General features: G+C 48.3%; 22 protein-coding genes. 16 read left to right on the plus strand and 6 right to left on the minus strand.

Translation table 11 applies throughout. The annotated features are described in order from the left end of the window. Positions 1-3: 3 nt before the first annotated feature. The gene (gene proB / locus DF182_RS22955; protein ID WP_113618127.1) at positions 4-1,038 is read right to left on the minus strand and encodes a glutamate 5-kinase; all 1,035 of its coding nucleotides are present in this window, start codon (positions 1,036-1,038) and stop codon (positions 4-6) included. Positions 1,039-1,228: 190 nt separating this feature from the next. Here proB and bla point away from each other — a divergent pair, with 190 nt between their 5' ends. From bla to DF182_RS22990, 7 genes are all read left to right on the plus strand, one after another. After that, the gene (bla, locus tag DF182_RS22960) at positions 1,229-2,116 is read left to right on the plus strand and encodes a class A beta-lactamase, subclass A2 (protein WP_147243516.1); all 888 of its coding nucleotides are present in this window, start codon (positions 1,229-1,231) and stop codon (positions 2,114-2,116) included. 37 nt (positions 2,117-2,153) lie between these two features. Continuing rightward, positions 2,154-2,834: a response regulator transcription factor gene (locus tag DF182_RS22965; RefSeq protein ID WP_113618129.1), complete on the plus strand. Its 681-nt coding sequence runs from the start codon at positions 2,154-2,156 to the stop codon at positions 2,832-2,834. A 2-nt stretch (positions 2,835-2,836) separates the two neighbouring features. Then, positions 2,837-4,204, plus strand: a complete 1,368-nt coding sequence (locus DF182_RS22970; protein WP_113618130.1) for a HAMP domain-containing sensor histidine kinase — start codon at positions 2,837-2,839, stop codon at positions 4,202-4,204. 733 nt (positions 4,205-4,937) lie between these two features. Then, the gene (locus DF182_RS22975; RefSeq protein ID WP_113618131.1) at positions 4,938-6,044 is read left to right on the plus strand and encodes an efflux RND transporter periplasmic adaptor subunit; all 1,107 of its coding nucleotides are present in this window, start codon (positions 4,938-4,940) and stop codon (positions 6,042-6,044) included. A 7-nt stretch (positions 6,045-6,051) separates the two neighbouring features. Next, positions 6,052-9,132, plus strand: coding sequence for an efflux RND transporter permease subunit (locus DF182_RS22980; RefSeq protein WP_113618132.1), 3,081 nt, complete (start codon positions 6,052-6,054; stop codon positions 9,130-9,132). Positions 9,133-9,137: 5 nt separating this feature from the next. Next, complete coding sequence (locus tag DF182_RS22985) at positions 9,138-10,397, plus strand: TolC family protein (RefSeq protein ID WP_113618133.1); 1,260 nt, start codon at positions 9,138-9,140, stop codon at positions 10,395-10,397. A gap of 4 nt (positions 10,398-10,401) precedes the next feature. Beyond that, positions 10,402-10,956, plus strand: coding sequence for a PorT family protein (locus DF182_RS22990; RefSeq protein ID WP_147243517.1), 555 nt, complete (start codon positions 10,402-10,404; stop codon positions 10,954-10,956). An 82-nt stretch (positions 10,957-11,038) separates the two neighbouring features. Here DF182_RS22990 and DF182_RS22995 read toward each other — a convergent pair whose 3' ends face one another. Both DF182_RS22995 and DF182_RS23000 read right to left on the minus strand, forming a co-directional pair. Beyond that, positions 11,039-11,551, minus strand: coding sequence for a hypothetical protein (locus DF182_RS22995; RefSeq protein WP_147243518.1), 513 nt, complete (start codon positions 11,549-11,551; stop codon positions 11,039-11,041). A gap of 64 nt (positions 11,552-11,615) precedes the next feature. After that, complete coding sequence (locus DF182_RS23000) at positions 11,616-12,704, minus strand: alkene reductase (RefSeq protein ID WP_113618136.1); 1,089 nt, start codon at positions 12,702-12,704, stop codon at positions 11,616-11,618. An 87-nt stretch (positions 12,705-12,791) separates the two neighbouring features. Here DF182_RS23000 and DF182_RS23005 point away from each other — a divergent pair, with 87 nt between their 5' ends. The 3 genes from DF182_RS23005 to DF182_RS23015 all read left to right on the plus strand — a co-directional run bounded on the left by DF182_RS23005 (position 12,792) and on the right by DF182_RS23015 (position 14,901). Further along, positions 12,792-13,670 carry a helix-turn-helix domain-containing protein gene (locus tag DF182_RS23005; RefSeq protein ID WP_113618137.1) on the plus strand — a complete coding sequence of 293 codons (879 nt, stop codon included), beginning with the start codon at positions 12,792-12,794 and terminating at the stop codon, positions 13,668-13,670. Positions 13,671-13,690: 20 nt separating this feature from the next. Then, positions 13,691-13,990 (plus strand): ArsR/SmtB family transcription factor, encoded by a 300-nt coding sequence (locus DF182_RS23010; RefSeq protein WP_245957519.1) that lies wholly within the window; start codon positions 13,691-13,693, stop codon positions 13,988-13,990. 146 nt (positions 13,991-14,136) lie between these two features. Then, positions 14,137-14,901 carry a glucose 1-dehydrogenase gene (locus DF182_RS23015; RefSeq protein WP_113618138.1) on the plus strand — a complete coding sequence of 255 codons (765 nt, stop codon included), beginning with the start codon at positions 14,137-14,139 and terminating at the stop codon, positions 14,899-14,901. Positions 14,902-15,131: 230 nt separating this feature from the next. Here DF182_RS23015 and DF182_RS23020 read toward each other — a convergent pair whose 3' ends face one another. Further along, positions 15,132-16,562 (minus strand): aminotransferase-like domain-containing protein, encoded by a 1,431-nt coding sequence (locus DF182_RS23020; protein ID WP_113618139.1) that lies wholly within the window; start codon positions 16,560-16,562, stop codon positions 15,132-15,134. A gap of 49 nt (positions 16,563-16,611) precedes the next feature. Beyond that, entirely contained in the window at positions 16,612-18,051 is a 1,440-nt protein-coding gene (locus DF182_RS23025) for an aminotransferase-like domain-containing protein (RefSeq protein WP_147243519.1), read from the minus strand. 98 nt (positions 18,052-18,149) lie between these two features. Here DF182_RS23025 and DF182_RS23030 point away from each other — a divergent pair, with 98 nt between their 5' ends. The 4 genes from DF182_RS23030 to DF182_RS23045 all read left to right on the plus strand — a co-directional run bounded on the left by DF182_RS23030 (position 18,150) and on the right by DF182_RS23045 (position 20,468). Continuing rightward, on the plus strand, positions 18,150-18,509 hold the full coding sequence (locus DF182_RS23030) for a nuclear transport factor 2 family protein (protein WP_113618141.1): 360 nt from the start codon (positions 18,150-18,152) through the stop codon (positions 18,507-18,509). 6 nt (positions 18,510-18,515) lie between these two features. After that, positions 18,516-18,956 (plus strand): carboxymuconolactone decarboxylase family protein, encoded by a 441-nt coding sequence (locus DF182_RS23035; RefSeq protein ID WP_245957520.1) that lies wholly within the window; start codon positions 18,516-18,518, stop codon positions 18,954-18,956. A gap of 113 nt (positions 18,957-19,069) precedes the next feature. Continuing rightward, positions 19,070-19,981, plus strand: coding sequence for a DNA-3-methyladenine glycosylase family protein (locus DF182_RS23040; RefSeq protein ID WP_113618142.1), 912 nt, complete (start codon positions 19,070-19,072; stop codon positions 19,979-19,981). Positions 19,982-19,988: 7 nt separating this feature from the next. Continuing rightward, complete coding sequence (locus tag DF182_RS23045) at positions 19,989-20,468, plus strand: methylated-DNA--[protein]-cysteine S-methyltransferase (protein WP_113618143.1); 480 nt, start codon at positions 19,989-19,991, stop codon at positions 20,466-20,468. Positions 20,469-20,564: 96 nt separating this feature from the next. On the opposite strand, the gene tnpA is transcribed toward DF182_RS23045, so the two are convergent. Continuing rightward, complete coding sequence (gene tnpA / locus DF182_RS23050) at positions 20,565-21,008, minus strand: IS200/IS605 family transposase (RefSeq protein ID WP_113618144.1); 444 nt, start codon at positions 21,006-21,008, stop codon at positions 20,565-20,567. A 241-nt stretch (positions 21,009-21,249) separates the two neighbouring features. On the opposite strand from tnpA, the gene DF182_RS23055 reads away from it, so the two are divergent. Together DF182_RS23055 and DF182_RS23060 are read left to right on the plus strand one after the other, a co-directional pair. Then, positions 21,250-22,665 (plus strand): pyridoxal phosphate-dependent decarboxylase family protein, encoded by a 1,416-nt coding sequence (locus DF182_RS23055; protein ID WP_113618145.1) that lies wholly within the window; start codon positions 21,250-21,252, stop codon positions 22,663-22,665. Then, positions 22,658-23,563 (plus strand): EamA family transporter, encoded by a 906-nt coding sequence (locus DF182_RS23060; RefSeq protein WP_113618146.1) that lies wholly within the window; start codon positions 22,658-22,660, stop codon positions 23,561-23,563. Before DF182_RS23055 ends, DF182_RS23060 begins: the two co-directional genes overlap by 8 nt. Positions 23,564-23,594 lie beyond the last annotated feature (31 nt).

Here is a 23,594-nt window from a genome sequence, read left to right on the forward strand (position 1 = left end):
CATTTATAACAGCACAATATCATCGGCATGCGCCACTTCTATATTCTGTGCCTTATGATTATTTTCCAATATGTCGGATGATATTTTGGCCCTGCCCACGGCAATGGCGATCATTTCTTCGTTGACGATCTCTATCACTTCTCCGCATTCAAATTTCTCCAGTACTTCTTTAACACCCACTGCGAGCAGGCTATGGCGTTTTTCGATTGCTTGTTGTGCGCCGGTATCTATCTGTATCCTGCCGGTCACCAGACAGCCGCTGGCCAGCCATTTTCTGCGTGCCGGCATGCTGCATGGCTGTGGAAGGCATAACGTACCTGTTTTACCAGCTATAGCATTGAGGATACCGTCAGTAGTACGAATACCGAAAATTACCACACGGATGCCCATACGGGTGGCCAGGCGGGCAAAGGTAAGCTTGGACACCATGCCACCCAGGCCCAGCGCGGATTTTTCCTTGTCGGCCAGTGAAAGGGCGGATTTATCGATCACATCTAACTGTGGCACTACCTGTCCGTTGCGGTCCAGCACACCGACCACGCTGGTACTGAACAACAGCAACGATGCCCCGAAACCTACGGCAATCAGCGTGGCCAGCTCGTCGTTGTCAGAAAACTTCAGCTCCAGACTGCTCACCACATCGTTTTCATTGGCGATGGGAATAATGTTGCTGGCCCATAATTCTTCGTAGGTGCGTTTCAGTTGCAGAAACTGATCCCTGTTGGAAAAATGTTGTCTTTCACATAAACTCTGTGCTACTGCAATATTGTAGGGTGCAAAGTAACGGCTGTATTTACTCAGCAATAAGGGGTTGCCGATGGCAGCAGCGGCCTTGCGTTCGCTGATAGTACCACTGTACTGAGTGAGATATTGTTTGCCGGCAGCTACCGCTCCGGAAGATACCAGCACGATATGATACTGTTGATGCAATTCGGCAACCTGCCGCGCTATGCCTGCTATAACGGTCTCGTCCAGATCACCATTGCCATGCGTGATAGACGCCGTGCCGAATTTTATAACTAATATTGGTTTACTCAAAGCCTTTCTTTTTGAGGATAAAAATAATATCTGTAAAGCTAAATTCTAAGTGCAAAATGCCGGATGCTGCAGTCGTCTGTCAAAATTGTACGCTTTCTTGATAAGTAACCATAAAATCAAAGGATTACGCCAGTCCGCTTTTTATATATTTGTATATTCTTTTACATATATAGTTTATTATAATTTATTTATGATTTACCAACGTTTGTCGCTGTTCATTACAGTGCTCTTGGGCCCACTTGTTGCTATGACCCAGCAACCACTGACGAAGAAATTTGAAGAAATCGCTGCCGGCTCCAAAGGCACGGTAGGCGTATGTGCCACCATACTGGAAACAGGGGAGACCGTAGGATTGAACAGTAAGATGCGATTCCCCATGCAAAGCGTGTATAAGTTCCCGATAGCCATGGCGGTACTGGACCAGGTAGATAGGGGAAAACTTTCTATGCAACAGCAGATACGGGTACTGCCTTCAGACTATATCCCTAAATCGGGACACAGCCCGCTCAGAGATGAACATCCTGCCGGTAATATGGACGTATCAATAACAGAGCTGTTACGTTACAACGTGGCTGAAAGCGATGGTTCTGCCTGCGATGTATTACTACGCGTCATCGGTGGCGTAAAAGTAGCCGACAAATATGTGCACCGCCTCGGGATCAAAGATATGCGGATTGCACTCACAGAACAGGTACAGGTGCCCAATGAACCGATGCAATACCAGAACTGGTCTACACCGGAAGCTATGACGGCCCTGTTTAAAAAATTCTATACCGGTCATGTTTTATCAGACAGCAGTTATCATTACCTGCTGGACATCCTCGTGAATTCAGCGCCCGGCGCCAGAAGACTGAAAGCTCAGCTACCCAAAGGTACTGTGGTAGCGCATAAAACAGGCACTTCAGGTACAGTGGAAGGCCTTACCCGCGCCACTAATGATGCCGGTATCATCACGCTGCCCGACGGAAAACACCTGATCATCACCGTCTTCATAAAAGACTCCTATGCTGACCAGGAAACCCGGGAACGTACTATCGCCTCCATCTCCAAAGCTGCCTGGGACTATTTTGTACGGTAGAAAAGGAAAAAATGGATAGCTTTGACTTTTCTGTATCATGAAGATTTTAATCATAGAAGATGAAGAACGTGTTGGGACACTGATCCGGCGCGGGCTGGAAGAACAGGGCTATACCGTGACACTGGCATGGGATGGTGAAGCAGGACTTAAACTGGCATTGGGCGGTGGCTTTGATCTGGTCATCACCGATATTGTACTGCCCCGTATCAATGGCCTGGAGCTGAGTCGTGCAGTCAGAGCGGCCCTGCCATCTATTCCCATCCTCATGCTGACAGCGCTCGGCACCACCGACGATAAAGTAGAAGGTTTTGATGCCGGCGCTGATGACTACCTCGTAAAACCCTTCGACCTGCGCGAGTTGCTGGTACGTATCCGTGCCCTGCTAAAACGAAATCATGGCGTAGCAACGCCACAACCGGCCGTATTACGTTATGCAGACCTGGAAATGGATCTGCAAACCAAAAGTGTGACCCGCAACGGTATGGAGATCAATCTTACTCCCAAAGAGTTCCGCCTGCTGGAATATATGCTGCAAAACAAGGAAAGGGTACTGTCGAGAGCCGAAATAGCGGAGAATGTATGGGAAACCCATTTCGATACCGGCACCAATTTCATTGATGTTTATATCAACTATCTCCGTAAAAAAGTAGACAAGGCATTTGAGGTAAAACTGATTCATACCAAACCCGGTATGGGGTTCATTTTTAAAGCTGGTTGACCATGAAAATCCGTAACAGGCTGACCCTCTTATTCACTGGTATGATCGCAGCCCTGCTGCTGGTATTTGCGTGGGTGGTATATATTTCGTACTCCCAGGACCGTGAAGAAGAGTACTACAAAAACCTGCAACAGCAGGCCATTACCAAGGCCAACCTGCTCCTCGATGCTAAAATAAGCCCTGAAGTATTACAACTGATCTATAAGAATGCCGCCGGCTCCCGCTCCCAGGAGGAGGTGGCTGTTTATGATACAGCCTTTCACCTGTTATATCACGATGCCGTAGACATAGACAAGGTAAAGGAAACCAAACAGATGATCCGCGAGATCACTGAACAGCGGCAGATTGCCTTTCATGAAGGGCCGCTGCAGGTGGTAGGATTCCTGTTTAACCATAATGGAACACCTTATATCGTCACCGCCGCAGCCCAGGATGAATACGGCCTGGGGCAGCTGCAGCACCTCTTCTGGACGCTGGTGATCACCTTCCTGGTAGCCGTCGTGTTTGTATTCCTGGCAGCCCAGTTTTTTTCGCATCAGGCCCTGAAACCGGTATCTGATATGGTGGATAAGGTAGAAGAGATCACCGCTACCAACTTGGACCTGCGGCTGGGAGGTGCAGAAGGGAAAGATGAAATCGCAGAACTGGCACAGACCTTTAACCGGATGCTGGATCGACTGGAACAATCTTTTGATGCACAGAAACAATTTGTTTCCAATATATCCCATGAGTTGCGCACGCCGCTCACCGCTATGATGGCTGAGCTGGAGATCACCGCTTCCCGTGAACGGCCGGCAGAGGAATACCGGCAGTCCATGCGTCATGCCATCAGCGATGCACAGCGGCTGGTGAAGCTGTCGAACAGCCTGCTTGACCTGGCTAAAGCCAGCTACGACCCCACAGAAATCAATTTCCGTGAAATACGTCTCGATGAAGTGCTGATGGATGCCCGCGGCGATATCCTGCAAGTACACCCCGAATATAAGATCAATGTGGTATTTGAAGAAGATACCGATGATGATGACGTTGTGTCCGTAAATGGCAACGAATACCTGTTGAAAGTCGCTTTTATCAACCTCCTCGAAAACGGCTGCAAATTCTCCCGTCCACCTCAAACCACTGTTACCGTCACCTGGTTTAAAGGCCATACCATCCTGCGTTTTACTGATGAAGGCATTGGCATTGCCAAAGACGATCTGCCTCATATCTTCACCCCTTTTTACAGAGGCAACAACCGCCCTTATGCCGATGGCAATGGTATCGGTCTTTCGCTTGCACTTAAGATTATCCGGCTGCATAAAGGCAATATCAGCGTTGTATCCAAGCCTGGGAGTGGCACTACATTTACTGTTGAATTGCCGCATATTTAGCCCCAGGGCTGAAGCCCTGGGCTATGTTTGTATTGGCAGGTGCGGGGCTTTATATTATTGCCTCGTGCCTGTGTCTGGCTTGGTTTAATATTGTTTTAGCCGGCGTTTTGTTGTCTGAGGGCTGAAGCCCTGGGCTATGTTTGTATTGGCAGGTGCGGGGCTTTATGTTATTGCTTCGTGCCGGTGTCTGGCTTGGTTTAATATTGTTTTAGCTGGCGTTTTGTTGTCTGAGGGCTGAAGCCCTGGGCTATGTTTGTATTGGCAGGTGCGGGGCTTTATGTTATTGCTTCGTGCCGGTGTCTGGCTTGGTTTAATATTGTTTTAGCTGGCGTTTTGTTGTCTGAGGGCTGAAGCCCTGGGCTATGTTTGTATTGGCAGGTGCGGGGCTTTATGTTATTGCTTCGTGCCGGTGTCTGGCTTGGTTTAATATTGTTTTAGCTGGCGTTTTGTTGTCTGAGGGCTGAAGCCCTGGGCTATGTTTGTATTTGTGTTGGTGCGGGGCTTTATATTATTGCCATGTGCCTGTGTCAGGCTTGGTTTAATTAGTATCCCGGGTTTAACCCATCTACACATTTATCCCAGAGCATCCAATATAGCCCAGGGCTTCAGCCCTGGGACTCTAATATGTTTCTAATAATATTCTAAATCGTTTCTAACGGCTGCATCCGCGGGCTGTTTATACTTTTGCGGCGGTTACGGTTAACTGTAACAGATACACGAAAAAAATATCGTCATGAAAAGGTTCACTGCAGCTTGCGGCGTGGTGTTGATCGCTGCGTCCTGTCACCATCCGGACAAGGGAAAGGAAATCGTAACATTTGAAGGCAGGGGAGATACCGTCTTTGTGCCTGCCGCTTCTCCTTTATCGGCCAAAATACACCTGCATACGATAACGGAAGCCCCTTATCAGCTGCAATTGCTGACGGCTGGGATCGTAAAAGCGATTCCCAATAACTATGCGGAGATAGCCCCGCCTTTTGCCGGCAGGGTGGTGAAATCGTATGTGCGTTTGGGTGATAAGGTACATGCCGGCTCTCCTTTGTTTGCTATTTCCTCGCCCGATTTTTATACGGCACAGAAGGCCTGGTTCCAGGCGCACCAGTTATATGAACAGGCTGTACTGGCACAGAAAAGGCAGCAGGACCTGCATCAGCATGCTGTAGGCGCAGCGCGCGATCTGGAAGAAGCTAATACCAACCTGGCTGTGCAGCGGCAGGAGCTGGAGAATGCAGCTGCGGCACTGAAAGTATTTAATATAGATCCTCAACACCAGGTGCTGGGTGAACCGCTGATTGTCAGGTCTCCTATTGGTGGGGAAGTGATCAGTAATAAGTTGGTCTCCGGACAGTTCCTGAAGGCGGAAGACGGTGCAGTAGCGGTTGTGGCACAGCTGTCGCAGGTGTGGATTGCAGGCCAGGTGAAGGAGAAAGACCTTCGTTTTATCCACGAAGGTGATGCGGTGAATATGGAGGTGACGGCGTTGCCAGATACCGCTTTCAGTGGAAAGGTGTTTCATGTGAGCCGTGTTATTAATGAAGAAACAAGGGCGGCGGAAGTGCTCATGATCTGCGAGAATCCTGCCCATCAGCTGAAACCGGGCATGTATGCCAGCGTTAACTTCCAGGATGCGCCGGAGAAAGTAATAGCAGTGCCTGCACGCGCGGTGATGCAGGACAATAATTCAAGTTATGTGTTTGCTGAAGTAGCCCCTGGTACTTATGTCCGCCGGAAAGTCGTGACCGGTGAAACCAAAGGGCCGCAGCTCATTATCCGCAGTGGTCTGAAGCCGCAGGATAAAATAATAGGTGAGGGCGCCTTCTATCTCTCAGCAGTAAAATAAGAGGCTTATGAAACAATTGATCAATACAGCTATACAGAAACGTTGGCTGATGGTAACCTTATTTGTGTTACTCGCCGCAGGAGGATATTATAGCTGGCAGCAACTGGCCGTGGAAGCCTATCCCGATATTGCTGATGTTACCTCACAGGTGGTCACACAGGTACCCGGACTGGCGGCAGAAGAAGTGGAGCAACAGATTACGATTCCGCTGGAGCGTGCGCTCAACGGCATGCCGGGCATGCATGTGATGCGTTCCCGCTCCACCTTTGGTTTGTCTATGATCACCCTCGTGTTCAATGATGGTGTAGATGATTATTGGGCAAGGCAGCGTATCAAGGAGAGACTGGATGATGTGACGCTCCCATATGGCGCCAAGCCCGGCCTCGACCCGCTTACATCGCCGATAGGAGAAATATACCGGTACATCATAGAAAGCGACAGCGCAGACCTGCGTGCACTCACCGATCTGCAAAACTGGGTGATCATCCCCAGAATCAAACAGGTAACCGGCGTAGCCGACGTGACCAATTTCGGCGGCATCACCACGCAATACCAGGTGGAGCTGGACCCGAAAAAACTGGAACAGTACCATCTTCCACTGAGTACGGTGACAGCGGCCATCAACAATAACAACAGCAATAGCGGGGGCAGCGTGCTCCAGCGCGGTGATCTGGGTTATGTGGTAAGAGGTATCGGTCTGCTGAAATCATTGGATGATATAGGCCATACCGTGATACAATCACCCCAGGGGGTGCCTTTGTTTCTGCAGGATATCGGTCAGCTTCGTTATGGTAACCTCGAAAGAAAAGGTGTACTGGGCTTCACAGACCATGAGCGTCAGTATAGTGAAAGCATTGAAGGGATTGTATTGTTGCTGAAGGGCCAGAATCCTTCCGTAGTGCTGGACGGTGTACATAAAGCCATAGATGAGCTGAATAACGGTCTGCTGCCGGCGGGTGTCAAAATACATCCTTTCCTCGACAGAACTGCGCTGGTCAATACTACACTGAATACGGTGTCGCATACACTATTAGAAGGAATGGCACTGGTAGTGCTGGTGCTGATTATTTTCCTGGGCAGCTGGCGTGCTGCTTTGCTGGTAGCGGTCACTATTCCATTGAGTTTGTTGTTTGCTTTTATCCTGATGCATTTCACGCATATCCCTGCCAATCTGCTGTCGCTGGGGGCGATAGACTTTGGTATCATCGTGGATGGTGCGATTGTGATGGCAGAAACGATGTTGCGGCAAAGGGAAGATCATCCACTGGAGATGCTGGAAGAACAAAGTTTTATGAAGAAGGCGCAATCGGTGGCCAGACCTGTATTTTTTGCTACGCTGATTATTATCACCGCTTACCTGCCGCTGTTTGCTTTTGAGCGGGTAGAGAAGAAGTTGTTTACACCGATGGCTTTTACAGTAGGTTATGCGCTTTTTGGCTCTCTGGCAGTGGCTTTGTTGCTGATTCCGGGTTTAGCGTATATGCTTTACCGTAAGCCTCAAAAACTGTATCATAATCGTTGGCTGGAGAAGCTGACAAGCGCTTATCAGCGGCGGATGGAAAAAATCATGGAGCGTCCGCGTAAAGTGTTTATACCGCTGGCGGTGGTGCTGGTGGCTGCTGCAGGGCTGACCATCACGGTAGGTAAAGACTTCCTGCCACCACTGGATGAAGGCTCTATCTGGCTACAGGTGCAGCTGCCGCCGGGCGTGTCGCTGGCTAAGGCCAGAGAGATGGCAGACAGTCTGCGTATCCGCACCATGCAGCATCCGGAGGTGACGTATATGATGACACAAACGGGTCGTAATGATGATGGCACTGATCCGTTTACACCTTCCCATTATGAATGTTCTATCGGTCTGTTGCCTTACAAGGAATGGCCTTCCGGTAAAACCAAGCAGGACCTCATCAATGAGCTGGCAGCGGATTACGCCACCATGCCGGGTTATACGGTGGGCTTCAGTCAGCCGATGATTGACGGTGTAATGGATAAAATTGCTGGTGCACATAGTGAGCTGGTGGTGAAAGTATATGGCAAGGATTTTCAGGAAACACGACGTACAGCCGAGGCCGTGATGGCCACATTGTCTCACGTACCTGGTGCGGTAGATCTGGCCATCGATCAGGAGCCGCCTTTGCCTCAGCTGCAGATACAGGCCGATAGGGCTGCCATTGCCCGCTATGGTCTCAATATCGCCGATGTGGCTGACCTGATAGAGACAGCAATCGGGGGAAAAGCCGTCGCACAGGTGTTTGTCGGTGACCGGGTGTATGATATCAGCTGCCGCTATCAGGAAGATGCCCGCAATACTCCGGAGAAGATCGGGAACCTGATGCTGACCAATGGGGATGGTGTGAAGATACCGCTGTCGCAGGTCGCCAAAGTGCAGCTGGCGACCGGTGAGAGCACTATTACCCGTGAAATGGGAAGACGACATCTCACTGTGCGGCTGAATCTGCGCGGCACAGACCTCACCACTTTTCTGCAAACCGCACAGGAACGAATAGAGAAAGAAGTAAAATATGATAAGGACAAAACCACGATTGCGTGGGGTGGTCAGTTTGAAAATAAAAACCGTGCCTACAGCCGGCTTGCGGTTATTGTGCCGGTAGCACTGGGGCTGATGTTTGTGTTGTTGTATGGAGCGTTTGGTGTAGCGCGTCAGTCGGCTCTTATCCTCTCTATTGTGCCGTTGGCACTGTTTGGAGGCATGCTGGCGCTGAATGTACGGGGCATGACGCTGAACGTATCATCCGCAGTAGGTTTTATTGCTTTGTTTGGCGTAGCTATACAAAACGGTGTGCTGATGGTATCGCATATGAACCAGCTGCGTAAAGAGATGGCTTCCCTGAAAGAGGCCGTGATACAGGCTGCCAGGGACCGTTTCAGGCCGGTGCTGATGACCGCCACCGTGGCCATGCTGGGATTATTGCCTGCATCGATGGCTACCGGCATAGGCTCTGATGTGCAGCGGCCTTTGGCTACAGTGATCGTATATGGACTGCTCTGTTCTACACTCATCACGTTGTATGCCCTGCCGGCACTGTATTACCTGACTGAGAAAAAAGCTGTTAACGAAACAAAATAATTCTTATGAAGAGGAGATGGCTGCTGCCACTATTACTGCTAAGTGGTCTTATGGCTGTTGCACAGGAAAAACAGCTGGACTTTGCCACTTATCTGTCCGGTGTGGGACAGCACAACCTGGGCTATGCCGCAGAAAAATTCAATATGGACATTGCCGCTGCCAATGTGCTGATGGCCAAAGTATTTCCTGACCCGGAAATCAATGCCGGCTTATTTGATAATGGTCAGCGCAGAATGCAGCAAGGATACGGACTCACTACTGGTATCAGTTACACGCTGGAGCTGGGTGGTAAAAGGCGTGCCCGTATTAATCTGGCCAGAAGTGAGCAGGAAGTAACCCGGCATCTGCTGGAAGATTATTTCCGTAATCTGCGCGCAGATGCTACCGTAGCTTTTCTGACCGCTATGCAACAGCAACGGTTATACGAAATTAAAATGGAAGCCTATCGTTATATGCAACAGCTGGCACAGGCCGACAGTATCCGTTTTAAAGCAGGTCTTATTACAGAAACAGATGCCCGTCAGTCACGTATTGAAGCGGGTATGCTGCTGAATGAGGCTTATGGTGTGGAAGCAGAAATGAAAACGGCCTTTGTGCAGCTGCACAACCTGATGGGCACCTACCGGGGAGATACCCTGGTAGCCCCGCAGGGGGATGTGAGCCGTTTTGAACGTGTTTACTCCCTGCCGGAGCTGGTGACAAAGGCGCAGGATGAAAGGGCTGATCTGCTGGCTGCATTGCGTCAGAAGGATGTATCGGTAAAAACGCTGCAACTGGCCAAAGCGGCCCGTATCATTGATCTGGGGCTTAATCTCGGAGTCAATAATGCTACACAGGTTACTAACGTGGTGGCCCCTACGCCGTCTATGAATACCGTTTCCGCGGGCATCAGCCTGCCGCTGAAGTTTTCCAACCGCAACAAGGGAGATCTGATGGCTGCCAATGCGGGTGTAAAACAACAGGAAACGGTATACCGGCAAACATTGTTGCAGGTACAAACAGAAGTAACTACCGCCTATTTCAGCTATCTGGGTGCAGGGCATCAGCTACACCAGTTTGACAGCGGGCTGCTGGAAGAAGCCAAAAAAGTGCTGGAAGGACGGCGTTACAGTTATCAGCGGGGAGAAACTTCCCTGCTGGAGGTACTGAATGCACAACGTACCTACAACGATGTGCAGCAGCAATATTATGAAAGTGTGTATAGTCATGCTACAGCCCTGGTAGAACTGGAAAGGGCTGCAGCTATCTGGGATATTCAATTCTGATTTTATGAAAAAAATTTGCAGCACTTTTTTACTTATCTGTATGGTGTTTTGTGCCGCAGCACAGGATATATCATCTTTCTCCCTGCAGGTAAAAGCTGGTATACAGTTGCCTGGTGTATACGGAAGAGAAAAAGACAGCGTTTCAATGACAAATAAAACCGGATTGGTAGCCGGGTTGAGCGCAGTGTCGCCGATTAGTCGTCATTTTGTATTGAAGCATGATATATGGGCAGCTATTAACAAAGACCAGTCAAGGCTGGATGTTTTTCCGATCAGTGCAGCTTTTCGTATGGCCAATGCGGAATTGTTTGCCGGGCCTTATGCCGGGATGCTGCTGAGGGCAGACAATTATGGAAATGGCAGTATGCAAAGCGGATATGCTACTAAAAATGATATTGGTTTTACTATCGGTGCCGGCTATACGTTCAGAAAAAAGATCAGTATTGATGTAAGATATGTACGGGGAATGATCACATTGATAGAAGATCCGGGGAACAAGGAGCAGCTGAAGGCTTATCGGCAGTATGTGGCTGTTACGCTGGGGTATGTTTTATTTTGATATTTTGTCATTTAGCTATTTTGATATTTGGGATCTCTTATTCGAAATATCAAAATAGCTAAATGACAAAATATCAGGATTTCTACGGTTTCATATACTTTTCATATTCATTTTCAATGTCTGAAATATCAGCATTGGTAACGGTTTTACCGTTGAACAGAAAAACCTCCCAGGTATATTTTTCGTCGTTGAGGTTGATGGTGGTGGTTTTACCATCTTTGGACGTAAAAGATATTTTCCCTTTTTGAGCGGTAACGGTTTTTACGCCTTTACTTTCAAGGAAAATATTGGAATCGGCAAAATAATTCAGGTTGTCATCTGTGATGGTGTAAAATGCTTCTTCTCCGTTTTCCTTTTTTATTTTTTCCAGTTTGATGCTGTCAGGAGAATAAAAAACAGCACATGGTTCTGTGATCTGTAAGGTATTGGATGCGGTGGTTGCATTTCCGGCTTTAGCCGCTTCCTGTGCGGGAGGTGCTGCATCAGTGCTTTCAACAGGTGTTTTGGTTTCATGGCAGGCGACGATGGCCAGAAAAGAAATAGGAAATAAATACCGATTTTTCATGGGATACATGGGCAATAATTTGTTTGGCATATAAGCATTGCGTTGTTACTTATGTAACAACGCAATCTCGTAAAGATAAGTAAAAAAATGCCAGTTACAATTTTTGCGCAGGTGTCAGATATGGGTAGTCAATGAATCCTTTTTCTTCTCCTTCATAGAAGGTGGATTTGTCTGCAGGTGCCAATGGTAGCCGTTGTGCGATACGTTCCACCAGGTCGGGATTGGAGATAAAAGGTCTGCCAAATGCAATAAGATCGTTGTTAAAACGTTGCATGGCTGCTGTTGCACTATCGGTATCATAACCACCGGCAAGTATCAGCCATTGATGAAACTGTTCGCGCAGCAGGGAGATAAAAGCAGGAGGAATAGGCGGGTGGCCGTTGGTAGACTGATCCGACAGATGAATATAACGGATATTCATCTTGTTGAGTTTAGCAGCAAGATAAAGATAGGTAGCGGTTTCTTCTTCATAAGCAGAAAGTCCATTGAGGGAAGCAAACGGAGAAAAACGGATACCAACGCGGTCTGCGCCGGCAATGCCGATGATTCCTTCTGTGATACGAAGCAGGAGCCGGCTTCTGTTTTCGATGCTGCCGCCGTATTCATCACTACGCTGATTGGAGGCCGGATGAATAAATTGTTCCAGCAGATATCCATGGGCAGCATGTATTTCTATCCCGTCGAAGCCGGCTTCCAGTGCGTTTTTTGCGGCCTGCAGATGTATGTTGTATATCTCTTCGGTATCCTCGGGGGATAATGCGGTGGGTACCGGTAACGGCTGTACGCCGGCCGGGGTGCTGATAGTGCCGGCAGCAGCGATGGCAGAAGGAGCCACAGGAGAGGCGCCGCCAGGGATGTTGAGTGCATGGGCGATTCTGCCGGCATGTACCAGTTGCAGAAATATTTTTCCATTCTGCTGATGTACTGCAGCGGTTACTTTTTTCCAACCTTCTATTTGTGCTTTGCTGTAGATGCCTGGGAGGCGTGAAATACCCATGCCGCCGGGACTTATCACGGTACTCTCGGCTATGATCAGTCCGGCGCTGGCGCGCTGGCTATAATAAGTTTTCATTAATTCTCCGGGGATACCCTCTCCGGTAACTCTGCGTCTGCTCATGGGAGCCATTACAATTCTGTTCTTTAAGGTGAGGGTGGGGGCGGCAATTGGTTCCAGTAATTTCATGTCTTTAATCTTTATAACACAAAATTAGGATGGCTGGGAAAGGTACAGCAGGTATAATTCGGGGATTCTATTGTAATTTTGGAGGCTATGGGACAACGAAATTTACATATGCCCTTTGAATTGTTTGAGGCAGACATGAGTGAGTGGAATTCCCGCCCACTGATATATTATTTTTTCGAGATCATACATATTAAAGAAGGACATGGTGTACGGGTGATCAACCAGAACCGTTTTCCTTACAAGCCGGGTAGTATTATATTATTCACACCCCGCGACTGCCGGGGGTTTGAAGCAGAAACGCCTACGCGTTTTACTTCTGTGCGTTTTTCGGATCATTTTCTGGAGAAACAACATTCAGCGGAAGAGCGCCACCGGATTGGTGAGTGGCTGAAGCAGCTGGAGTATGTTTTCTTTCATCACAACAGGCATCAGCCTATTCTGGTAAAACATGTGAATGACTGTAAAATGATCACAGCCCTTATTGCGAATATGGCGCAGGAGTTTCAGTCGAAGTGTTCTTATTATGAAACGAATCTCCAGCATTATGTGTCTTTACTGCTGAATATTATTGCCAGGAACGTATCTGAAGAGGTGGGTGTTACAGATAAAGAGGATAAGGAGCCGCTGATAGGACGGATGATTTCCTATATCCGGCAGCAGATCTATCATCCGGATCAGCTGAAGCTGGAGGTAATGGCGTCGAAATTTAATCTGTCATTGAATTATATCGGCGAATTTTTCAAGAAGCAAACAGGGGAGAGTGTACAGCAGTTTATTATTTCCTATAAGCTGAAGCTGGTGCAGTTAAGGATGGAGAACAGCGGACTGACTATTGGAGAGATCGCTGATGAACTGGGATTTACCGATGAAAGCCACCTTAGCAGGCTGTTTAAGAAATATTACGGGGTGAGTCCGGCGGCATACCGGCGAAACCGGCTGACAGCCAAAGCGGACGTGTCAGAATAAAAAATCATTGAAAAATTTCAATGTTTCAAAAAAAGTATTATTTTTGTGTCATGGATGTGGGAATTATAGAAAAAGCAGCAAATGCCATAGCCGATAAACACAGATTATCAATTATTATGGAGATTGCCCAAAAAGGCAGCATAGTATGTGGTGATGTTTGTTGTCTTTGTTCTTTGTCTCAACCTACAGTTTCGCATCACGTAAAGATTCTGGTGGATAGCGGTGTATTGAATTCTGTAAAGAATGGCCGTGTAGTGGAGCTGACCATTAATAAAGAGATGATGAAACAATTATCATTATTCTTTTTACAGTTGAGCTGAGTGCAGACATATTGGACGCATACAGCTTTTTTTATCGGCTGAAACATCGATGTTTTTAAATAAATAAATAAGTAGAGACGGGCATCTCTATTTTTTTATCTTAAAACATTGATACTTTTAAATAAATCAATTACACTTAATCAGGCATGGACCAGCTTAAAAACAAGATTGCTATTATCACGGGTGGTAATAGTGGAATAGGATATGCAACAGCAGCGGAATTTTTGTCGAAAGGAGCAAGGGTATTGATAACGGGTCGTAATCCTGGAGCGGTACAACGGGCCGTACACGAACTGGGATTTCCGGCGGAAGGGTTTACAGCAGACCAGTCCAGCCTGGAAGACACGAAAAAGCTGGCAGAATATGCGCGTAGTCGTTATGGCAAAGTAGACATTCTGTTTATCAACGCAGGTGTCGCGAAATTTGCGCCTTTTGAAGGTGTGACGCCGGAGCTGTTTGATGAAGTCATCGACGTTAATTTTAAAGGGGCTTTTTTCACTGCGCAACAGTTACTTCCTTTATTGAACGATGGCGGCAGTATTGTTTTTCTTTCAGCCATTAACGCCTACGCCGGCATGCCGGGGACAACGGTGCTGGCAGCCAGCAAGGCTGCGCTCAACGCGATATCCAGAACACTGGCCAGAGAGCTGGCTCCCCGCAAAATCACGGTGAATGCGATCAACGCTGGGCCTATAGATACGCCTTTAATTGAAAAAATAGGCGTCAGCCATGAAGAGGCAGGCGCAATCAGAAATAAAATGACGGCCAGTGTTCCGCTGGGAAGATTGGGAGAGGCAACAGAAGTGGCCAGTCTGGTGTCCTTCCTCGTATCTGATGACGCAAGGTTTATTACCGGCGGAGAATATACTATAGATGGTGGATTATTGGTCCACCCAGGGCTTCAGGGTTAGACTGGTTTAGATGATTACAGGTTTTAAAAGAAGAATAGAAGAATAAATGATCAACAGTCCGGTAATCATCCAAACCGGTTTAATCCTGTAAAAACCGGCAGTTCAGATTTTTCAGATATTTTGATTTACAGTTGTTAAGTTACAGGTTGCCATTGAATTGTAAAACCCAATTCTTTGCTTGCCGGATGCTGGTAGATACCAGTGTCCGGCAGCAATGTTTTTAATCTCTCCTAATTCATTTTACGGATCAGTTTACCGATTGTTTTAAGGCCTTCATCCACCTGTTTACTCCAGGGATTGCCATAGCTGATACGCAAACAGTTGTTGTAGCGGTTTTGCAGCGAAAAAAGACGCCCGGGACAGAAGCTGATTTTATGTTTTAAAGTTTGTTGAAACAGTTCGAAGGTATTGATATGTTCTTCCAGTTCCACCCATAATACACAACCACCTTGTGGCCGGCTAACGCGTGTGCTTTCCGGAAAATATTCGCAGATGGCCTGTGAGTAGCGCAGGCTCTGGGTATGTAGCATCTTACGCAGATTGCGCAGATGGAACTCATAGCGGCCTATCTCCAGGAAATGTCCTGCGGCCGCATGGGTAAGTGTGGTGCAGGATATTGCATGGTGATGTTTCATGCGCAGTACCTTGTCTTTGTATTTGCCAGGCATGGTCCAGCCTACACGGTAGCCTGGTGCTACTGATTTTGACAGAGAGTTGCAGAGCAACACATGCCCATGTTTATCGAATGTTTTACAGTTGGCCGGCCTTTGTTTACCGAAATAAAGATCTCCGTAGATATCATCTTCTATCAGTGCAATATCATGTTTCTCTACAATGCGTACCAGTTCCTGCTTGTTTTTGTCCGGCATACAGCAGCCCAGCGGGTTGTGGAAGTTAGTCACAAAAAGACAGGCTTTGATTTTATGACGGGGAATGGCTTTGTCGAGATAGTCAAGGTCTACACCGGTAATAGGATTGGTGGGCACTTCCAGTACTTTGAGGCCCAGTCCTTCTGCCAGTTGTAAAGCACCGTAATAGGAAGGGCTTTCCAGCGCGATGGTATCGCCGGGCTGTGTGGTAGCGGTCAGACAGAGGGTGAGGGCATCCATACAACCATGGGTGGTGACTATATCATCAGGTGTGCATACTTCGCCCCATCCGAGCGACAGCCGGGCTATCTGGCCACGTAACAGCTCATTGCCCTGCAATGCTTCGTAACCAAGACCGTTGCCATCGAGGTCACGCATAGCCTGTACTACCGCTTTAGCCATTTTGGCCGAGGGCAATAGTGAAGATGGCAGCGTGGCTACCGAAAACTTCAGGATGCTGTCGTCGGAGCGGTGGTTGAACACTTCCAGCACGATATCGCTGACTGTCACGTCGCTGGCCGGTTTGCGCACAGGGGCGCAGGTGCCGGGCATGGGGGCCAGATGCCGTTTGTTATGGCAGATATAGTACCCCGATTTAGGCCTTGATTCGATCAGTCCTTTGGCTTCCAGATGATAGTAAGCCTGGAAGGCAGTGGTGAGGCTGATACCCTGCTGTTTGCTGAGTACACGCACAGATGGTAGTTTTTCACCCATTTTCATGACGTCCTTTTCTATCATCTGCTCTATTCTATCGGCTACCTGCAGGTAGAGATGGTCGGCTGTCTTAATCATGTCGGTAAAAATCTGATCTGGTTCAAAAGTACGGAATGTAATCTGATATTTAACTGCCGGAATCGAGCTGTTTTTGTATCAGTTTACCCAGCATCTGTATCGCCCAGGTCTGGTCGTCATCCAGCGGGTTGGCATTGGAAAGCCGCAGGCAGTGATTGTATTTATCCTGGCTGGAAAAAAGGGTTCCCGGCGTAAAGGTGATATGATGGTCCAGGGCCTGCCGGTGCAGTGCCCAGCTGTCGACTTTCCGCGGCAGCACCGCCCAGAGGCTCATACCGCCCTGGGGTCGGGTAAGCCGCGTATCTGCGGGGAAATACTGTTGTATGGCCCTGGTCATCTGTAGCGTTTGTACATGCAGGGCCTGTCGTAATGGTTTGAGGTGTAAGTCCATCCGCTGCTGGTCCAGGAATCTGGTGAATACCAGCTGTGGCAGCATACCCGTACCTGCGGAAGACATGAACTTCATCTGCGCCAGCCGGTCATGATAGCGCCGGTTGATGATCCAGCCTACCCGCAGTCCGGCAGCAATATTTTTGGAGTAGGAAGAGCAATACAACACGAGGTCGGCGCGATCATAACTTTTAATAGCCCGCGGCCTTTCAGGAGCAAAATGCAGATCTCCGTATACATCATCTTCAATCAGCGGGATATTATATTTCTCAATCATCCGCGCCAGCTGTTTTTTGGCATCATCCGGAATAAGGCAACCGAGAGGGTTGCTGTAGTTGCTGATAAACAGGCAGGCCGCCACTTTTTTTCTGCGGAAAGCATCTTCCAGGTGGTCCAGGCTGATACCGGTGACAGGATCGGTGGGTATCTCGAGCGCTTTCATGCCCAGGTTTTCGATGGCCTGCAACAAACCGAAGAAGGTGGGGGACTCAATGGCAATGGTGTCGCCGGCTTTGGCTATTGTCCGCAGGCAGATGGTGATTGCTTCAATGGCGCCGTTAGTAACCACCATGTCATCTGCGGCTACGCTGCCGCCCCAGGCGAGCGAATGCCGGGCAATATGCCGACGCAAAGGCAGATGTCCATCGATATCACCATAAGGGATATACGTAGTTTTCTCTTCCCGGGCCGCCTGCCGCAATGCTTTGTTTAGTTTGTTCACCGGCAGCAGGGACAGATGTGGTGAAGCACCGATGAGTGATATCATTCCTTTGCGTCCGGTAGTATGGCGTATGATGGCTACCCGTCCGCTGATATTAACGATGGAGGCGGTTTTAGCCGGGTCAGATACTTTTGGCAACCGGGGCATCGTTTCCCGCGAATAATGAACGTAATACCCCGATTTCTCGCGGGCCTCTACCCATCCTTTGCGCTCCAGATGCAGATATACCTGCAGGGCAGTACTGATACTGACACCATGCTCTTCATGCAGACTACGTACTGACGGCAGTTTGTCGCCAATCGTATAAGTGCCGTTGCTGATCAGTGCTTCTATCCGGTCTGCCAGTTGCAGGTATAAAAAATCTTTCCTGGTATTCATCTTCCTGAAAAAAAATCTGTTATGGTCAAAATTACGTAATTCTGTATCTGTTCTGGTGCGGGTTTTTGTGATTATTTTGTCATACAAATACTGATCATATGAACGGACCTATTCACCAACTGGCACAACAGCTGGTAACACTTTGCCGGGACTGGAAATTCCTGGAAGCACAATCTACCTTGTTACATGAAGAGGCTGTCAACATAGAAGCCGACGGCAGAATCACCCGTGGACAGGCCGCCATCATGGCCAAAGAGAAAGCTTTCCTGGAAAATATCGAAACCATTCATCTGCTGGAGATATCAGATCCGGTAGTGGCAGATGGTTTTTTTGCGGTGCAGTTTCATTCGGAGCTGACCATCAAAGGAATGACGGAACGTCGTAGTCGCAACGAAATTATCGTATATGAAGTGCAGGACAACAAAATCATCCGTGAACAATTCTTTTATCGTTTTTAAATCAGTATGATGGAATCCAGAATGGACATATCCCAGCTTTTTCCGGAAGGCTTTAATGCAATGCTGGCACTGGAAGGAGCTATGCGTAACAGCAGCATCGATAAAAAATTATACAAACTGATCAAGATAAGGGCCTCACAGATCAATGGCTGTGCCTATTGCATCAATATGCACACACGTGAAGCCAGGGCCGCAGGAGAGACGGAACAGCGCATCTACTGTCTGAATGCCTGGGGAGAGGCGCCGTTCTATACAGACCAGGAGCGGGCTGCACTGGCTTTAACAGAATCGGTGACCCTGCTGGCCAGCACTCATGTGCCGGATGATGTATATGCAACTGCTACCGCTGTTTTTACAAAAGAAGAGGTAGCCATCATCACCATGGCCATTGTAGTGATCAACGCCTGGAACAGGATCGTAGTGACTTCCCGCACCCTGCCTGACTGAGCCTGAAAGGTTATCCGGATATTGCTTTACGGGCCTGCGATATCCGGGTAGCTGATTTGTTAAATAGCAAGATTCGGGCTTGCTGCATTTGTGTGTTTGTGTACTTTTGTCGTATGACCAGGCAAAAGATAAAGATTGCAGTGAATGATCCGGCCAACTTTTCCTTTCAGGAATGCCTTCATTTTCTGGGCAGATCAGATAAAGAATGCCTTCACTACATTACAGACGGAAAGTTACGCCGGATGGTACTGGCAGATGGAGAACCTGTGGTAATAGAGGTTGCACCGGGCACCAGGCCAGACCATTTGTTGGCCACTGTATTGGCACCTGTAAATAATATATTTCAGGAAGATGACATTCGTCTGTTTGTAACCCGCTGGCTTCACCTCGATGCAGACCTTCAACCTTTTTATGACTATACGTTGACAGACCCGTTGCTGAACGGTCTGGCTACCGACTACCGCGGGTTGCGGCTCGTCGGCATGCCTGATCTGTTTGAAGCCATCAGCTGGCCTATCATCGGGCAGCAGATCAACCTGTCTTTCGCCTATACGCTAAGACAGCGGTTCATACAGGCATTTGGCTTCCATCAGTCTGTAGACGGAACGGACTACTATTTGTACCCGCATCCGGCAGTCATCGCTGCATTGTCACCTGCCGATCTCGCTCCGATGCAGTTTTCCCGCAGTAAAGCGTTGTATCTTGTTGAAACAGCCAAAGTTATGGCCAGCGGTGAATTATCAGCGCAGCTACTGGCCCCCCTTAGCTACGAAGAAGCCCGCGACAGGCTGGTAGCCCTGAAAGGGATCGGTAACTGGTCAGCTAATTATGTGCTGATGAAATACAGCCGGTTTCCACAGGCCCTGCTGCTGGAAGATGTGGGTTTACAGAATGCTATCCGCCACCGGCTTGGCCTCCCTGCAAAACCTTCTATGGCCGAACTACAGCAATATACGCGTTCATGGCAACAACATGCCGCTTACGCCACCTTTTATCTGTGGCGCTCTTTATTATCTCCCATTTAATCATAATATGGAACTGGCTCATCTTCGTATAGACACCCCCGTAGGACCGCTGCTGATCAGCGGCACCAATGATTTTATACAGGCTGTTTCCTTCACGGAAGAACCGGAAACAGCTTTTCCGCAACCTCCACATCTGGTGCTCGACTGCGCACAACAACTGCATGAATACTTTGCCGGAAACCGCAAAGTATTTGACTTACCTATTCAACAGCCCGGCACCGATTTCCAACAGACCGTATGGGAACAACTCACCCGCATTCCCTTCGGTCAAACGATTTCATATCTGCAACTGGCCCGCCGCATCGGCAATCCCAAAAGCATCCGCGCGGTAGGCACCACCAACGGCAAAAATCAGCTGGCCGTCATAGTCCCCTGTCACCGTGTTATCGGCAGTAACGGCACGCTTGTCGGATACGCCGGCGGGCTATGGCGGAAGCGCTGGCTGCTGAATCATGAACGCCTGGATTTATTTTCAGCCCAGGGCTGAAGCCCTGGGCTATGTTAGATGCAGATTACATGCCCTGGATTATGTTGGAGACACTGCGCTTTTGATACGGCCCTGCATCAATTATAGCCCAGGGCTTTAGCCCTGGGGATCATAGGGGATGTTGAATTTATTGAGTATTGTTTTGTGTTCTTCGAGAAATGTTTGTTTCTGGTGATGCTTTTCCTGGTTTTGAATATACCGGATGACGACGGGGATCTGCGATTGAGAATAGGAAAAAGCACTATAACCTTCCTGCCATTTAAAGTTTTGTTGACGACAATATTTTGCATTGATCCATCTTGATGAACTCCCTTTAATGATCTGCATCAATGAGGATAACGATTCTGAAGGATGCATCTGAAGAAGTATATGGATATGGTCTGGCATTCCATTAATGATCAGACAACGATGCGATCTGTTGTTGATGTTAGCGGCCATATATCCGTACAGTTCATGTTTAAAGTTGTCTTCAATAAGGGTCGCACGATATTTCACTGCAAATACAATTTGCAGATTTAGTTGGGTATAACAATGGGTCATTGGAGTTAACTATTTTGTCTTAAGTTAAATAAAAAACTCCATCCGGAGGTCACAAATAGATTACTCCTCTTCAAATATCATCACAAATAACCTCTATTATAGCCCAGGACTTTAGTCCTGGGAGAAAAAAATCTGATATGCTCAAAAAACACAAAACTGAATCTGTTTTGTGAATTTATTTATGTGCAATTTTGACCTTTGAAAGCAATAAACCCATCCTTTCCAAATTAAACCGCCACCCATGACGAAGCTCCAGGATGATTTGAAACATACTGACCAGCTGTTACAGTTGACAAAGGAATTCAGCAGCGAATTTTTATCCTCACTCGATAGATTGGCAGCAGACAAGGTAACGCAGGTGGATATACGACCGGTTATGCCGGAAGAAGGGGTGGGAGGTGCTGAGGCGCTGGAATTGTTCCGGCAGCAGTATGGTGATGCCCTCACAGCGGCGGCTGGTCCGCGCTACTGGGGCTTTGTGACGGGAGGCGTTACGCCGGCAGCCCTGATGGGTGACTGGCTGACAGCCGCTGTAGACCTCAATGCCGCAGATAAAAGCTCAGCCACGTTTACAATAGAAACGGAAACCATCGCTTTTCTGAAACAGCTCTTCGGCTTGCCGGAGGAGTTTCTGGGGAGTTTCGTGACAGGAGCCACCATGGCTAACTTTACCGGTCTGGCAATGGGACGGCAATGGTTGGGCAAACAACGGGGCATTGACATCGGCAGAGATGGGATGGCCGGACTGCCGGATCTGCAGGTAGTTTCCTGTGTACCACATTCCAGTACCGCCAAATCTATGGCTATGCTGGGTCTCGGGCGTAATAACATAGTGAAGATACCGGCACTGCCAGGAAGAGAAAGTATAGATGTGGCGGCGCTGGAGGCTTTCCTTGCATCAAAAGAAGGGCAACCGGTCATTTTTGTAGCCAGTGCAGGTACGGTGAATACAGTGGATTTTGATGATATCGCAGCTGTGGTGGAACTGAAACAACGATACCCTTTCTGGTTGCATGTAGATGCGGCTTTTGGCGGATTTGCGGCTTGTAGCGAAGAACATCGCCACTTGCTGAAAGGCTGGGAGTATGCTGATTCCATCACCATCGATGCACATAAATGGCTGAACGTTCCGTATGATGCGGCGATGATATTTTCAAGGCATCCTTCCCTGCAGGTGGAAGTGTTCCAGAACGCGGGTGCTGCCTATCTTGGTGATCCGGCGGCCAACTTCAACTTCATCAACTACGGACCGGAAAACTCACGTCGTCAAAGGGCGCTGCCTGCCTGGTTTTCATTGATGGCCTACGGCAAAGAAGGATACCGGCAGATTGTAGACAACAACGTGAAGCTGGCACGACAGCTGGGAGAGCTGATTGTAGCCAACCCGGATTTCCGCCTGCTTTCACCGGTCAGGTTATGTGTAGTGTGCTTTACGTTAAACGTAGCGGCGGATGTACAGGAAACAAAAGTCAATGAGTTTTTAGACGCGCTGAATGCTAGCGGTGTGGTATGTATGACACGCACCGTCTATGCTGGTCAGCCTGCCATCAGAGCGGCGCTGGTGAACTGGAGAACAACCGGGGATGATGTGCAGATGGCCTATCAGGCAATGACGCAAATAGCAAATACGATTCTGAATCAACATACATATGCGTAAGTCAAATACAAATGCTTATATAGCGCTGGCCATTGTAAGTATTTTCTGGGGTACCACCTACCTGGCTTCAAGAATTGGCGTGCGCCATATTCATGGTATCATGCTGGCTGGTATCAGACAGGCCACAGCGGGGTTTGTGCTCACAACCTTCTTTATCCTGAAAGGTTATAAGCTGCCGGAAAAAATTGTGTTGTCCAAACTGTTTGTGATGGGGCTGTTGATGTTGTGTGGCAGTAATGGTTTGATGACCTGGGCCATGCAATACATACCTAGTGGGCTGGGCGCCATTATCAGCGCTACCGTGCCTATCTGGATCACTATCTTCAGTTATTTTCTGGTGAAGAAAACCCGTATCAGTATACAGCTGATTGTGGGGATGCTACTGGGTTTGGCCGGAGTGGCTGGTATTTTCTACAATTATCTGTCGAGTTTGGTCAATCCGGATTTTCGATTTGGTATCATGTTGTCCATCTTCGCCTGTATCTGCTGGGCGCTGGGATCGGTGCTGACGGCCAAATGGGCGCTGGGGGTGAACTATCTCTTTGGTGCAGGATTTCAGATGTTGTTCAGCGGTATTATGATGTTGCTTATTGCAACGGTGTTTATGGGACAACATTTTGATGCGGGCAGCTTCACAACAGAGTTGTGGGAAAGCCTGTTATATCTGATCCTGGTGGGATCTCTCCTCAGTTATTCGGCCTATGTATATACACTGAATAATTTGCCGCCGTCACTGGCGTCGGTATACGCTTATATCAATCCTATTGTGGCGGTATTGCTGGGATGGGTATTGCTGAAGGAAAACCTTACCTGGCTGATGGGTTTCTGTAGCCTGGTAACGATTGGAGGCGTATATCTTGTCAATGATGCGATCAACAAGAATAAGCAATTGCAATAAATATTTAAGGTAGAAGTTAAGTCCGATGCTC

The sequence above is a fragment of the Chitinophaga flava genome (assembly GCF_003308995.1).
GTDB lineage: Bacteria > Bacteroidota > Bacteroidia > Chitinophagales > Chitinophagaceae > Chitinophaga > Chitinophaga flava.

What these genes read in the sequence shown, in the direction of transcription:
- DF182_RS23040 (WP_113618142.1), top strand. Translation starts at nt 19,070, where the DNA reads ATGACCAGGCAAAAGATAAAGATTGCAGTGAATGATCCGGCCAACTTT.
- DF182_RS22990 (WP_147243517.1), top strand. Translation starts at nt 10,402, where the DNA reads ATGAAAAAAATTTGCAGCACTTTTTTACTTATCTGTATGGTGTTTTGT.
- DF182_RS23020 (WP_113618139.1), bottom strand. Translation starts at nt 16,562, where the DNA reads ATGATTAAGACAGCCGACCATCTCTACCTGCAGGTAGCCGATAGAATA.
- DF182_RS23005 (WP_113618137.1), top strand. Translation starts at nt 12,792, where the DNA reads ATGGGACAACGAAATTTACATATGCCCTTTGAATTGTTTGAGGCAGAC.
- DF182_RS23030 (WP_113618141.1), top strand. Translation starts at nt 18,150, where the DNA reads ATGAACGGACCTATTCACCAACTGGCACAACAGCTGGTAACACTTTGC.
- DF182_RS22980 (WP_113618132.1), top strand. Translation starts at nt 6,052, where the DNA reads ATGAAACAATTGATCAATACAGCTATACAGAAACGTTGGCTGATGGTA.
- tnpA (WP_113618144.1), bottom strand. Translation starts at nt 21,008, where the DNA reads ATGACCCATTGTTATACCCAACTAAATCTGCAAATTGTATTTGCAGTG.
- DF182_RS22995 (WP_147243518.1), bottom strand. Translation starts at nt 11,551, where the DNA reads ATGCCAAACAAATTATTGCCCATGTATCCCATGAAAAATCGGTATTTA.
- DF182_RS22985 (WP_113618133.1), top strand. Translation starts at nt 9,138, where the DNA reads ATGAAGAGGAGATGGCTGCTGCCACTATTACTGCTAAGTGGTCTTATG.
- bla (WP_147243516.1), top strand. Translation starts at nt 1,229, where the DNA reads ATGATTTACCAACGTTTGTCGCTGTTCATTACAGTGCTCTTGGGCCCA.
- DF182_RS23025 (WP_147243519.1), bottom strand. Translation starts at nt 18,051, where the DNA reads ATGAATACCAGGAAAGATTTTTTATACCTGCAACTGGCAGACCGGATA.
- DF182_RS22975 (WP_113618131.1), top strand. Translation starts at nt 4,938, where the DNA reads ATGAAAAGGTTCACTGCAGCTTGCGGCGTGGTGTTGATCGCTGCGTCC.
- DF182_RS23060 (WP_113618146.1), top strand. Translation starts at nt 22,658, where the DNA reads ATGCGTAAGTCAAATACAAATGCTTATATAGCGCTGGCCATTGTAAGT.
- DF182_RS23045 (WP_113618143.1), top strand. Translation starts at nt 19,989, where the DNA reads ATGGAACTGGCTCATCTTCGTATAGACACCCCCGTAGGACCGCTGCTG.
- DF182_RS22970 (WP_113618130.1), top strand. Translation starts at nt 2,837, where the DNA reads ATGAAAATCCGTAACAGGCTGACCCTCTTATTCACTGGTATGATCGCA.
- DF182_RS23035 (WP_245957520.1), top strand. Translation starts at nt 18,516, where the DNA reads ATGATGGAATCCAGAATGGACATATCCCAGCTTTTTCCGGAAGGCTTT.
- DF182_RS23055 (WP_113618145.1), top strand. Translation starts at nt 21,250, where the DNA reads ATGACGAAGCTCCAGGATGATTTGAAACATACTGACCAGCTGTTACAG.
- DF182_RS22965 (WP_113618129.1), top strand. Translation starts at nt 2,154, where the DNA reads ATGAAGATTTTAATCATAGAAGATGAAGAACGTGTTGGGACACTGATC.
- DF182_RS23010 (WP_245957519.1), top strand. Translation starts at nt 13,691, where the DNA reads ATGTTTCAAAAAAAGTATTATTTTTGTGTCATGGATGTGGGAATTATA.
- DF182_RS23015 (WP_113618138.1), top strand. Translation starts at nt 14,137, where the DNA reads ATGGACCAGCTTAAAAACAAGATTGCTATTATCACGGGTGGTAATAGT.
- DF182_RS23000 (WP_113618136.1), bottom strand. Translation starts at nt 12,704, where the DNA reads ATGAAATTACTGGAACCAATTGCCGCCCCCACCCTCACCTTAAAGAAC.